This window comes from Pleomorphochaeta sp. (genome assembly GCF_050031695.1).
Lineage (GTDB): Bacteria > Spirochaetota > Spirochaetia > Sphaerochaetales > Sphaerochaetaceae > Pleomorphochaeta.
Map to the genome: position 1 here is coordinate 55,051 of NZ_JBNAIC010000013.1, position 14,474 is coordinate 69,524.

At 31.8% G+C, this 14,474-nt stretch carries 8 protein-coding genes; 1 reads left to right on the forward strand and 7 read right to left on the reverse strand.

The genetic code is table 11. The annotated features are described in order from the left end of the window. Positions 1 to 25: 25 nt before the first annotated feature. The 7 genes from ACPKM0_RS02010 to ACPKM0_RS02040 form a co-directional block, all read right to left on the reverse strand. Entirely contained in the window at positions 26 to 2,908 is a 2,883-nt protein-coding gene (locus tag ACPKM0_RS02010) for a molybdopterin-dependent oxidoreductase Mo/Fe-S-binding subunit (protein WP_472473124.1), read from the reverse strand. A 2-nt stretch (positions 2,909 to 2,910) separates the two neighbouring features. Continuing rightward, complete coding sequence (locus ACPKM0_RS02015; RefSeq protein ID WP_472473125.1) at positions 2,911 to 3,735, reverse strand: FAD binding domain-containing protein; 825 nt, start codon at positions 3,733 to 3,735, stop codon at positions 2,911 to 2,913. Beyond that, positions 3,735 to 5,117: an 8-oxoguanine deaminase gene (locus ACPKM0_RS02020; RefSeq protein ID WP_472473126.1), complete on the reverse strand. Its 1,383-nt coding sequence runs from the start codon at positions 5,115 to 5,117 to the stop codon at positions 3,735 to 3,737. The genes ACPKM0_RS02015 and ACPKM0_RS02020 overlap by 1 nt, the downstream gene beginning before the upstream one ends. Positions 5,118 to 5,279: 162 nt before the next feature. After that, positions 5,280 to 6,494 carry a YgeY family selenium metabolism-linked hydrolase gene (locus ACPKM0_RS02025; protein WP_472473127.1) on the reverse strand — a complete coding sequence of 405 codons (1,215 nt, stop codon included), beginning with the start codon at positions 6,492 to 6,494 and terminating at the stop codon, positions 5,280 to 5,282. A 66-nt stretch (positions 6,495 to 6,560) separates the two neighbouring features. Further along, the gene (ssnA, locus tag ACPKM0_RS02030; RefSeq protein WP_472473128.1) at positions 6,561 to 7,871 is read right to left on the reverse strand and encodes a putative aminohydrolase SsnA; all 1,311 of its coding nucleotides are present in this window, start codon (positions 7,869 to 7,871) and stop codon (positions 6,561 to 6,563) included. 8 nt (positions 7,872 to 7,879) lie between these two features. Beyond that, complete coding sequence (gene ygfK, locus ACPKM0_RS02035) at positions 7,880 to 11,077, reverse strand: putative selenate reductase subunit YgfK (RefSeq protein ID WP_472473129.1); 3,198 nt, start codon at positions 11,075 to 11,077, stop codon at positions 7,880 to 7,882. Between the two features lie 355 nt (positions 11,078 to 11,432). After that, on the reverse strand, positions 11,433 to 12,590 hold the full coding sequence (locus tag ACPKM0_RS02040; RefSeq protein ID WP_472473130.1) for an MFS transporter: 1,158 nt from the start codon (positions 12,588 to 12,590) through the stop codon (positions 11,433 to 11,435). Positions 12,591 to 12,959: 369 nt separating this feature from the next. Here ACPKM0_RS02040 and ACPKM0_RS02045 point away from each other — a divergent pair, with 369 nt between their 5' ends. After that, positions 12,960 to 14,423, forward strand: a complete 1,464-nt coding sequence (locus tag ACPKM0_RS02045; protein WP_472473131.1) for a pyridoxal-phosphate dependent enzyme — start codon at positions 12,960 to 12,962, stop codon at positions 14,421 to 14,423. Positions 14,424 to 14,474: the final 51 nt, after the last annotated feature.

The window sequence follows — 14,474 nt, forward strand, 5'->3', positions numbered from 1 at the left end:
TGTTGCAATTTGTTGCAAATATTTATTATTTTATTTTACCTAATTCTTTTAGTATTTTTTCAGGAGTAAAAGGCCAACTTCTACACCAAACACCAACTGCATTATGGATAGCAATAGCAATAGCTGGAGCTGCACCATTTGTTGCAATTTCAGAAATAGATTTAGCACCATAAGGTCCTTCAATATCATCAACATCAATTAATTTTACTTTAAAATCATCAGGCATTTCATTAATCATAGGAGGACAATAATCTGTAAAGTTAGCATTTTGAGGAATACCTTCTTTACTATACTCAATACCTTCATATAAAGAGTGACCAATAGATTTTAAAACAGCACCATAAATTTGACATTCAGCTAATTCAGGATTAATTGGAGTACCAGCATCTTGTAGTGCATAGAATTTTTGTACCTTTACTTCACCTGTTTTAGTATTTACAGCAACTTGAGCGAAATGAGCACCATATGGAATAGAATTAATCTTTGTTGTAAATGATCCTTTACCCATAATTTGTCCATTACCTTCACCTGAAAGAGCTGTATGACACATTGTAGCATAATCTAATTCAGCTTCAGTTTTTTCACTTACAACTTTTCCTGGATATTCAAGATATAAATCTTCTTCTTTTTCACCCATTTGGAATGCAGCTTCTTTTTTAATAGCTTTAACTAAATCTTCAGCAGCTAATCTAGAAGCATTACCTGAGAAATATGTTCCACTTGATGCATAAGCACCAGTATCAAAAGTAGTAGAAGAAGTATCTCCACTAGTGATAGTAATTTTATCTAGAGGTACTTTTAAATTTTCACAAGCAACTTTAGCACTTACAGTATCTAAACCAGTTCCCAAGTCAGCGCCACCACTAAATAATTCTACAGAACCATCTGTAGTTAACTTAGCCCAAGCATTTGAATGGTCTAAACCAGGAAGACCTGAACCTTGTTGAATCATAGCAAAACCTTTACCAATCTTCCAATCAGGATCTTCAGAAACTTCTTCTTTACCCCAGTTTATCATTTCAGCACCTTGATTAATTGCAGGCTCTAATCCACAAGATCCAACAGGTACAACATTTCCTTCTCTACCTTCACCAAGACCACGCAAGATTTCAAGCATATAACCTTCTTCAACGTGGTTCTTTTTGATAACATCTAAATAATCAAGTCCTAATTCATCAGCTAATTCAGCAACAGTACACATAGCAGCATATGTTCCTTTAGGAGCTCCATAACCTTGATAAGCACCTACCATAGCAATATTAGTATAATAAGTAACTACATCAAATCTCATATTATCTACTTTAAATAAAGGTAAGACTTTAGAACAAGCATTCATTGGAACTGTTAAACAGTGTTGACCATAACAACCTGTATTTGCTTCTACAAGCATTTCAATAGCTGTAATTTGACCATCTTTGTTACCAGCCATCTTAACTTTAATTTTCATTGGGTGTCTTGTAGCTGAAGTTAAGAATTGTTCTTCTCTATTATTTTGGTAGAAAATTTCTAATCCTGTATCCCATGCTGCATATCCAACAAGATCTTCAACTGTAACATCTTGTTTAGAACCATAAGCTCCACCAACTCTTTCTTTTACAACTCTTACTTTACTATGTGGTAAATCACATAAACGAGCTACAACACGTCTTACATGATAAGGTACTTGTGTTGAAGAGTGTAGTTCTAATCTACCTAAATCAACTTTTGCAAAACAAACTGAGTGTTCTAATGGAGTACATTGAATTTGATTAGTTCTATATGTTCTCTCAATTACACAATCCGATTCTTTAAAAGCTTTATCTACATCACCAATTGCACCTTTAGCTTCTGATGCAACGTTCTTTTTGATATTACCATGAATTGGGAAAGGATAGTGAACAATACCATCTCTTGGGTCACAATCTTTGTTTAATTCATCTAAATTATCAGGAGCACCTACACCAAACGAAATTTTTGAGTTATGAACACGAGGAGCATCTTCGCTTTGTGCATCTTCAACAGTTAATACAGGTTTTAATACTTCGTATTCAACTTTGATTAAATCTCTAGCTTTTAGAGCAATTTCTTTGTCTTTTGCAACAATAGCAGCAACTCTATCCCCAACCATTCTTACCTTTTCATTAAATAATCTCTTATCATGAGGAGATGGTTCAGGAGCACCTTGACCAGCATGTGTATAGTGTGTTTGTGGAGTATTTAGATGAGTATAAACTTTTACAACACCATTTAATGCTTCAGCTTCTGTTGTATCAATGTTTTTAATATATGCATGAGCATGAGGAGATCTTAATACAACAAGAGCATAAGCATCTCTACTTGCTTTATCTTCTGTAAAACATTTTTCAGCTGATACTAATGATGCACCATCAATTTTACCTAAATTCTTACCAACATATTTTAACTGTTCTCTATATTCATCAGCGATTTTAGTTTTATATTTTCCAAAATCTCTCATTTCTATTGCTAGTTTTACAGCTAAATAGTAGTTTTCATAACCTGCATCACGAATAAATAATGATGATAAAACATCTTTTATTTGTTCTTTTGTAGGATTTTCAACATGTTCTAATAACCATGTTAATAACAATGCAGCAGCAGGAGCATTATATGCTGATTGTACAATACCTGCATCAACCATAGCTTTTTGAACAAAGTTAATGTTTCTTGTATTTCCTAAACTTTCTGCAGTTCTTATATTTTTGTCTTCTACTTGTAAAGGAGACATTAATGAAGCAAAAGCTGGAACATCATCAATAATAACAGTATCTGAACCAGCAAAGCCTTCTCCGCTATCACTATCTCTTACAGAATTGTATCCAGCTAAGAATAATGCTTCTCTCAAGCTCATTCCATCTTTATATCCTAATTCGATATCTTTTTCATTTATTTTACAATTTACAAATTTCATTATTATTTAACTCCTTTTGCATCATCATACATTTGAGCAACTGCTACAGAAGTAATATATTTTTTATAAGATGCAGAACCTGTTAAATCATCAACAGCATTAATTTCGTTTGCAATAGCAAATTCAACATCAGCACTAGAATTAAAAGCATCATTTTCAATAGAGTTTTCTACATCGCTAAATCTTTGAACGCCACTACCTTTTATAGCTGCAAATATTCTAACTTCATCTAATTTATTATTTGTTTTTTTAGCTCCAAAAGCAACACAAACAGCAGAATGTGCATGTGAAGTTCTAGCAAATCTTTTGGATAAAACAATTCTTTCTTCTATTGGTAATACAATAGCTACTAGTAAAGTATTAGAGAAAGATTCATGATTTGAATGGTATTCTCTAATTGGCATATTATCTTCTGTAAATACATCATTTGCTGTTAAACCTGAAGTAACAAGTCTAGCTTTTGCAGCTAATAAAGTAGGCATTAGATAAGAATCATCACTTCCAAAAGCTAAATTACCACCAACTGTTGCACTACAACGTAAAGTCCTAGATGCACAAAATTTAGCAGCTTCTTTTAAATATTGTGGAATATCATTTGAATCAATTAACATTTGTAATGTTACACAAGCACCGATTTTTACACCATCTTTAGTAAGTTCAATTTTATCTAAACCTAAGCCTTCAAGACTAATAGCACCTTCATAATTTAATGTTGAATTTAAACGATTTATTTCAGTGCCCCCAGCATAAAAAGCATAATCAGGATTTTCTTTTTTCTTGATTAAAGCTTCTTTTACATCATTAACTTTTAATAAATATTTTATCATTATTTAATCACTCCTGCTCTTTTGAGCAAATTCTCGCTTACATCTCGACCTTTTTTAGCAAGTTCTTCTTCGTCATAACCAACTAGTCTACCTTCGTCAACTACAACCTTACCATTTACAATTGTATAAGCTGTATTATGGTTTGTTCCACAGAATAATAAAGAGGCAGTACTATCACTATGTGAGCCTGAATATGGTAAAGTAGAAACATCAAAAATAGCAATATCAGCTTGCCATCCTTCTTCTAATAAACCAACTTGGTCAAAACCAAGCATTTTAGCACCACCTAAAGTACCCATTTTAAAAATATCAGAAGCGGTAACAGCAGCTGCACCATATTTTACTCTTTGAAGTAATAGTGCATTTCTTAATTCACCAAGCATGTCTGAACTATCATTACTTGCAGATCCATCTACAGCAATACCTACATTGATACCAAGTTCTTTCATATCTTTAACTCTACATATTCCACTACCAAGTCTCATGTTACTTGATGGACAGTGAGCAATATGACAACCAGTATCGCTTAAGTATTTTAACTCTTCATCGTTAAAATGTATACCGTGTGCGAAGAAAACATCATCACCTACCATATTACATTCTTTCATTAGTTCTACTGGTCTACAACCATACATTTCTTGACAGAAATCAGCTTCATCATAAGTCTCACATAAATGAGTATGGAGTCTAACACCATATTTTCTTGCTAAATCACAAGACTCTTTCATTAAGTCTTTAGTAACAGAAAATGGTGAACATGGAGCTAATACTATTTTATGCATCGCATCTCCACCTGCTTGATGATACTGTTTAATACATCTTTCACTATCTTCTAAAATTTCTTCAGTTGTTTGTACAACAGAATCAGGAGGTAAACCTCCGTCTTTTTTAGAAAGACTCATTGAACCACGAGTAGGAGAAAATCTCATTCCAAGTCTATCAGAAGCTTCGAATTGTAGACCCATTAAATCTCCATCGAAACCTCTTGGATAAAGATAATGATGATCAGTTGATGCTGTACATCCAGTTTTTAATAATTCACCCATTGCTAAACAGCTGCTAGTATAAACAGCCTCAGCATCAATATGTTTCCAAATATTATATAAATAAATTAACCAATCAAAAAGTTCAGCATTTTGAACTGCTGGTAAATTCCTTGTTAATGTTTGGTAAAAATGATGGTGAGTGTTAACCATTCCCGGAATTACAACATGATTTGAACAATTAATTATTCTTACATCTGAATCAACAGTTGCATTACCTTTCTCATATATTTTCTTTATTTTACCATCTTCTATTAATAAATCTGCACCAGATAGTGAAGGTTTATCAAAACTAGTTTGTAGGCAATGTATATCTTTTAATAAAATCTTTTCAGACATATATATCCTCCTTGCGGTTTAATAAGTTTTTATAAAAAAGCTTATTACTTTCTTCTAGTTGTAGACATAGTGTATCATTATTTATTTATTTATGTAATGGTACATTAAGGCAAGTACAGCCGTAGTTTTTTTTACTACGGCTGTTTTTACTTGAGTATCAAATTATTTTTCTAAACTATAAGGTAACATTGCATAGAATGCTGCACAGATTTCTAAGTCTTTAACACGAGTAATTTCGTTTGGAGCATGAGCTTGAGCTTCATCACCAGGACCAAAACCAATTGCAGGAATTTTATGACGACCAGTAGTTGCTACACAGTTTGTTGAGAAAGTCCATTTATCAACAACAGGAGCTTCATTATATAAAGCTGTATGAGCTGCAACACCAGATTGAACCAATTTGTGATCTTCAGGAATTTTCCATGTAGGGAAATATAATTCTTGAGAATATTCTTTTTTAGTCCAACCAACTTTTTCATAGTTAGGCATTTCAACAATAATATCTTCTTTTTTATCACCAGTAGCTTTAGAAACATATTCTAATACTTGAGAAATAGCTAAATCAGCATCTTCACCCCAAGTTAAACGTCTATCACAATATAACATTGCATAGTCAGCAACTGCACATTGAGAAGGACCTTTTACATCCATTTGACTTACAGTGATTGTACCTTTACCTAAGAAGTTATCATCATCTGGTTGTAAATCTTCATTTAATTGTTCAATAGCTAAAGCTGCACGAGCTGCTTTATAAGCTGCACTAACACCTCTTTCTGGAGCACTACCGTGACAAGAAATACCTTTTAAGAAAATTCTGATTTCCATTCTACCACGGTGACCACGGTATAATCTACATGAAGTAGGTTCAGTAGAAACAACATAATCTGGTTTGAAATTTTCTTCTTCAATTAAATATTTCCAACACATACCATCACAGTCTTCTTCCATTACAGTGAAAGTGAAGTAACAAGTATATTCACCAGCGTAACCTAATTCTTTTAAGATACGACCAGCAGTAATCATTGATGCAGCACCACCTTTTTGGTCTGAAGTACCACGACCTAATACTAAACCATCTTTGATTTCACCTGAGAAAGGATCAAAATCCCAGTTTTTCATATTTCCAACTTCAACAGTATCGATATGAGCATCAAAAGCGATTTCTTTAGGGCCATTACCTACTCTACCAATAACAGAACCTAATCCGTCAATTCTTACATCATCAAAGTTTGCTTCTTTACAAAGTTCAACGATAAGACGACAAACGTCTTCTTCTTGGCTACTGTAACTTTTTGCTTGAATCATTTTAGAAAGGTTTTGTGCTGTGTAATCTGAATACTCAGCTGCTTTTGCTAAAATTTGTTCATTGATTGTCATTTTTGTGTTTCTCCTTGGCTATAAGCCTAATTATTATTATTCAATTTTTTAAAATCTATATATTAACTATGGTGCTAAAGTATCAACTTTTTCCCATACTCTTTTTGCAACTTCACTTGCTTTTTTGTAAATTTCATCTACATCTATACCAACAAATTCATGATTTGAATAAACCATTTCGCCATTAATCATTACAGAATGAACACTATTAGAACTCATTCCCCAAACAAAATGGCCTGCGGCATTTCCACTTACTAATGGAGTTGGGCTATGGTAATCAAGTAAAGTTAAATCTGCTTTATACCCTTCTTTAACTTCACCGAAATTTCCATCAAAATAAGTTTCAATTAATTGATTACCTCTATTTAAAGCATCAACGAAACTATTTGGCCACCATGGTCCTTTTTCATCTCTATGTTCAAAGAAAGCAATTTTTAATTCTTCAAACATATTACCACCACAACCATCAGTACCGATAATAAGTTTGTCTACCATAGGAAGTTTATTATTATAACCAATTTGGTTATTCATATTACTTCTAGGATTGTGAGCAAAGAAACATTTATGTGCATTTAAAGTATTAATTTCTTCTTCACTTAAATAAATACCATGTACTAATAAACTATTTTCTTTTAATAAATCAAAATCTTCTAATCTTTTTACAATATCTTTACCATACATATGGTGAGAATGAATTTGATCATAATCTCCTTCAGCAACATGTAGGTGTATTCCAGCGCCTGTAGTTTTACAAGCTTCACTCATTAACTTTAAGCCTTCATCAGGAATAGTAAATGGAGCATGTCCACCAATCATAGCTTTAACCATATCAGAAGTACCACTAGTTGCGAAATCAACATTTTCTTGAACACCAGCTTCAACTTCTTTCATACCGCCATTTCTATCAGTTACTTCATAACAAGTCATACCTCTAAGGCCAACTTCTTCCATACCTTTTTTGATGGTTGATAAAGAACCCTTGATATAATTAGGACTTGCATGGTGGTCAACAACACTTGTAGTACCAGCTGCAATTGCATCTAATGAACATATTAGAGAAGAGTAATAACAAGCTTCTTCATCTAATGCTCTATCAAGTCTCCACCACCATTCTCTTAAAATTTGTATAAGATCAGTTTGTGGACCTGCATTTACAAGCATTCCTCTTGATAAACCGCTGTAATAGTGATGGTGTGCACAAACATTACCTGGCATTAATGTTTTACCTTTTGCATCGATAATTTTTGCACCGTCACATACTAAATCTTTACCAATACGGGCGATTTTATCGCCCTGTATTAAAACATCCATACCTTCTAAAACTTCAAAAGGTGCTTTTGTTTGCATTATTCTAACATTTTTAAATAGTGTATCCATATATATTCCTATTCGTCTACTTCGCCTAATAGATAGCTATATGATAAGAAGATTTCTTCAATTAGAGCTGCAACTTCTTCAGTTACGCCTTCATCGCCTTCTAACATACCTTCTCCATTAATTTCACAGTTATATAGTTTTCCATCTAATCTAATTAAGATATCTGAACCATTAACTAAGAAACCTGAGTTTGTTGAATTATCAAAATCATCTTTTCTTGAGAATAATGTGAATTTTGATTTATAAGGAGCTTGGTTATAAGGACAGAATGTTCCACAGTTACCGCATTCGTTACAATATGCATCAATGTGAATAATTTGGAAAGGATCTTCAAATAAACCAATATTTCTAACATCAATAGCAACATTAGCTCTGTTTGGACAAACTTCAACACATTTATTACAAAGATATGAACATTCATTACAACGCATAGCTTCATTTTCTAAGAAATCTTTAGTTTCTTTATCAACTGATAATGTAACATTACTTTTTTTAACTCTTAATTCTGCAAAATATGCATTTTCTTGAGCTGTTAATTCTTCAATATTGATTTCTTCATGATCATGTTCATCACATTCACATTCACTTCCACATTCACATCCATCAACTTCTTCTTCTAATTCTTCATCATCAATAGAAGCTAAAAGTTTATCTATACAAGAATCTACTGCTAATCTTGCTGAAGCTATAGCTTCTACAACAGTAGCTGGACCACTTTGCATATCACCAATCATATAAACATCTTCGATATTAGATTCTAAAGTTTCTTTATTATAAACTACTTTGCCTCTTTCATTTACAGGAAGACCGTAGTAGTTAATATCTTCTTCATCAACATGAGATGCAATCGCTGTGATAATATTATCACAATCAATAACATAAGTTTCATCTGTAGCAATTGGACGTTGACGACCTGACTCGTCTTTTTCACCTAATACCATTTTCTTAAGAGTTAATTTGCCATCTTTATATTCACTAGGGTCAGCTAAGAATTCAAATTTTATACCATCTTCAAGCGCAAATTCATATTCTTCTTTATCTGCAGGCATTTGAGAAACACTTCTTCTATATACTATAGTAACATCTTCAACACCATCTACGCGCTTTGCAGCTCTTGCAGTATCCATTGCAACATTACCAGCACCCAAAACAACAACATGTTTATTAAGTCTTGCTTCATCGCTACCACGTCTAAATGCACGTAAGAAAGGAAGAGCTTCTAGTAAAATATCTTCTCCACCCTTAAGAGAATAAGGATTGTCTTTTTCAGTACCAATAGCAAAGAATACATAATCAAAACCAGCTTCTTTTAAAGTATCAATTTTTGTTTCTTCTTTTGAAATACCAAATTTAAAGTCAACACCATGTGCTTTTATAAATTCAACATCACTGTTAATAGCTTCTTCAGGAATTCTAAATTCAGGAATAACATTCTTAACAACACCACCAGCTGTTTTCTCTTTTTCAAAAACAGTAACTTGGAAGCCAGAACGAGCTAAGAACATAGCAGCTGATAAACCAGCTGGACCTGCTCCAACAATTGCAGCTTTATATTCACTTCTTTCAGTAGGAGCTTGCCACATTTCTTTAAAATCTTTAAAGCCATTTTCTACAGCTTGTTTTTTAATTTCACGAATTTGAACAGAACCTTCATAATCCATTCTAGTACAATGTAATTGACATTGGTGATCACAAATAGTACCTGTTATATATGGTAGAGGGTTTTTTAAATATATTACTGCTAGAGCATCTGCATATCTACCTTCACCCATTAATGCAACATAATCTGGAACATCTTGGTGAATTGGACAAGCTTCTACACAAGGAGCTACATAACAATCAGTTAGTGGTAAATCTTTATAAACTTTAGCTTTGTCTGTTCCTCTAAATGCTTTTTCTAAATATTCACTTTCTAAACATTTTTTAGCTAATTCATTTAACTTAGCTACATCAATTTTTTTCATATCCCAATTAGCATTTTTATCTAAAATATTTGCCATTTGAGTCATTCTTGCATATCCACCAGGATGTAACATATCTGTTGCTACAGTAATTGGTCTAATACCTGTATTAAAAATATCACTAATTGTTAAAGCATTAGCACCACCTGAATAAGAAACAGGAAGTTCACCATCAAATTCAGTTGATAATTTAGCTGCAACATTTACAGAGATTGGCATAAGAGCTCTACCACTCATATACATTTCATCTCCTGGTAATTCACCTTGGTCATTAACAGATCCTAAAGTATTTGTTAATTTTACACCGAAGCCTCTACCTTCTTTTTTAGCTAAATCAACTAATCTGTGTAACATGCTAACAGCATCAACATATTGTAAATCATGATCGAAAGATTCTCTTGATAAATGTAGGTAATCATAACCTAAAGTATCTAAGATATTTCTAACACCATCATAACCTAATAAAGTTGGATTTAATTTAACAAAAGTGTCAATTTTCTTTTCACTTAACATATAATTACAAATAGCTTCGATTTCTTTTGGTGGACAACCGTGCATTGTACTAATAGTTACTGATTTACATATATTATTAGAAATATTATTTACTAGGTTATCTACTAATTTTTCTTCTAACCCAGCAAAAGATGTTCCTGCTAATAAATCACCATCTTTTAATAAAGCATTTAATTCATCTAAATATTCTTTAAAACGTGAATCTTTTTCAGCATCCATCATTGAATTGATGAATTGTTGCATTCTATCAGTTTTAATACCTTCTAAATTATAGCCAACACTCATATTAAATATGAAAGTTGGATCACTTACTTCACCATTATTTAATAATGCTTCAACTAAATGACATACAATCCAAGCTTTAGCATATTCATCCCAAGCTTTTTCTAATGTATATTCTGTAGACCACTCTACATTGTAGCCTTCATCTCTTGCATCAATACAAGGTTTAGCAATCTCTAGTCTATCCATAATTTGAACAGTTTTTAATTCAATAAAACGAGATCCAGCTAGGTAACTTGTTATTATGTTTTGAGCTAACTGAGTATGAGGCCCTGCTGCTGGTCCAACATAAGTTGTACAGCTTTGGTTAAAAACCTTACCATTCTTTTCTCTTTTATCAACAAAAAATAAATCTTTGTTTAAAGAGAAAATAGAACCTTGATTTTTATATTCACCTATAACTCTGTTAATTAATTCCCCAAAAGGAACCGGACGCATAATGTCTCCCATTGTGTTACTCCTTGATTTTTCCTGAAATCATGCTAGAGTTTTCTTGCCCTAGCCCATATCTATTGTAATAAGAAATTCTATGTTGTCAACATTTTTTTGCAACAAATTGCAACATGTTTATATATGGTGTCATACTATATGGTAATTAACATTTGTATACAAGCATAAATATAGTACTTTTTAGTATTTTTTAACTTTTTATTATACGATAAATTAAATAACCTTACATTTTTCTAATAAATATTAAAAAACTACAAATTAATATACAGTCATTCACATTATTTTTTTTCACTTAAAATTAATCATATAGTAATTTATTGAACTATATAGAAAAAAATACTAAACAAATTTATATTTATTGTGCTTTTGGTAATTCAATTATTTTTGTAACTATTATAATAAGTACAGAAAATATCAGAATTAAATAAGGTAAAAACAAATACCCAAATCTTAGCATAATTACACCAACTAATGGGGGCATAAAGGCAGAACCAATATAGGCACTCGCCATCTGTTGTCCAATAACTTTTGGGCTAATAATAGAGCCAAAACGTCTTGGTGTTCTATGAATCATAGAAGGATATAATGGTGCAAAACCTATACCTATAAACAATATTGAAAGAGCACTAATATATTTATTAAAATTTAAAATCATAACTAATGCAAATACTGTAGAAATCATTGCACTTATATATATTAATGGAACCGTTTTTATTTTATTAGAGATAAACCCTGATATTAATCTGCCTCCAGTTATTCCTACAAAAAACATAGAAGCGATTCTAGCTCCTTCAGCAATACTAAAATTAAGATAATTTACACTATATGTAGAGACCCAAACAAACATTGAAGTTTCTATTGAACAATATAGAAAAAAAGCTAACATTGCTAAATATTTTGTCCAATCTCTAGAAGTCCCTTCAATTATATTTCTAACTTCTTTCCCATCTTTATTAATGGTTTTTTGATTCTCTTCACTATTAAATCGCTTTACAAATAAAAATTGAACTACTGCTAGACTTAATTGAATAGAAGCTATTATTCGATACCCTAATTGATAATTATTAGAAGATAATCCGATACTTAATATAAGAGGACCTACAGTAGCACCTAATCCCCAAAAAGCATGCAAGAAAGACATATGACTAGATTTATACTTTAAAGCAACATAGTTATTTAAAGCAGAATCAATTGCACCGGCACCTAATCCTAAAACTAATGATAATGGAATTAATAAAACAAAAGAAGAAGAAAATGAATATCCAAATAAAGCAAAAGAAGTCATCAACGTTGATATAGCAATCGTCTTTCCTGTCCCTAAATGTTTATTTAACCACATAGCTGAAAGAGATGAAATAACAGTACAAATACATGTAGCAAAGGATAGTATACCTGCATATTCTTGTGGCACGTTAAGTATGGAGTGCATAATTGGCCATGCTGAACCTAACAAACTGTCAGGTAAACCTAAGGATATAAAAGTTATATAGATTACAAACAACAAAACTGTCATCTTATTTCCTCATTCTTTGAATTTGATATATTTTTTTAATTATATTGAAATTATTTTTGTTTATCTATAAATTTTTAATAAATTATTTTTAATTATTGCTAAATTATACTATTTTTGATAAAAATGTAAACTTTTTTACATATTTTCGTTGAAAATATCAATAAACTTAACATTGGTTTAGTAAATATTGTTTAGTATTGGTTTTATTCAATTCTTTGGAAAACATCAATATATATAATTATTTTAAGGAAAAACGAAAAAAAGATATAAAAAAAATAAATATTTGTATTTTTTACTTTACAAATTTTGATTTTATTACAATACTATGTCTAGTTAAATTTACAATATTTCTTGGAGGAAATAAATTTTATGTTGATTAATTTAAACGTAAACCCTGAAGTAAGGGCAAAAAACGTACAACGCTGTAAAGAAAAAGGTATCCTATTACCTACATTTAAAGAAATGATTGACCCTTCCCTAGTTTCAGATGATATTAAGAAAAAACTTGACAACACTGGCTTATGGGATGTTGATCCTGTTAACCTATATAGAGTTACATGGCACAATGAAGCTGTAGCTAAAGGTGGTGAATTCGGTGGAGTTAACTTCTTAGAAGTTCCTCGTGAAATTTCAGGTGTTAAAGCTAGAATTATTGCTCTTTGTGGTAAATGGTTCCCTTGTGGAGTTCACAAAGTTGGTGCAACATATGCATGTTTAGCTCCAGCACTTGTTTCTGGTAACTTTGATTCTGTTGACCAACAAGCAGTTTGGCCTTCAACAGGTAACTACTGTCGTGGTGGTGCTTATAACTCAGCTTTATTAGGTTGTCAATCTATCGCTATTCTACCTGAAGAAATGAGCCAAGAAAGATTTAACTGGTTACAAAGTGTTGCTGGTGAAGTTATTGCAACTCCTGGTTGTGAATCAAACGTTAAAGAAATCTTCGACAAGTGTCACGAATTAGATGCTGAAAGAGGAAGTCACATTGTTATATTTAACCAATTCGACCAATTCGAAAACTACCTATGGCACTATGAAGTAACTGGTAGAGCAATGGCTGAAGTTCTAAAACAATTAAATATTAAAGATGAAGATGTTAAAGCTTATGTAAGTGCAACAGGTTCAGGTGGTACTTTAGCAGCTGGTGATTACTTAAAAACTATTTATCCTAAAATTAAAGTTGTTGCAGCTGAAGCTCTACAATGTCCAACTTTATTAAGAAACGGTTTTGGTGGACACAGAATTGAAGGTATCGGTGATAAACACGTTCCTTGGATTCATAATGTAAAAAATACTGATGTAGTTGTAGCTATTGACGATGAAGATTGTATGGACGTTTACCGTATGTTCAACGAACCAGAAGGTATTAAATACTTAAAAGAACAAGGTGTTAAACAAGAAGATATTGATAAGTTAGAATTATATGGTATCAGTGGTGTTGGTAACGTATTAGGTGCTATGAAAGTTGCAAAATTCTTTGAATATGATGAAAATGATGTAATTTTCACAGTTTTAACTGACTCAAGTGAAATGTATACTTCTCGTCTAAAAGAATTAGAAGAAAAAATTGGTGTTTGTGACCACGATGATAGCGTAAGAATTTACTATAAAGCATTAATGGGTCAAAACATTGCTAACATGAAAGAATTAGGTTACTACGATAGACTAGCTATTCATAACCTAAAATATTACACATGGGTTGAACAACAAGGTAAAACTTATGAAGAAATTAACCGTCAATGGTATGATAAAGATTATTGGACTGAATTACCAAAATTAACATCTAAAATTGATGAATTAATTGAAGCTTTCAATGCTGAAATTATGGCATAACTTCCTATTCTAGGAGTTTAATTATACAAATAATGGGGAGGACATGCATAT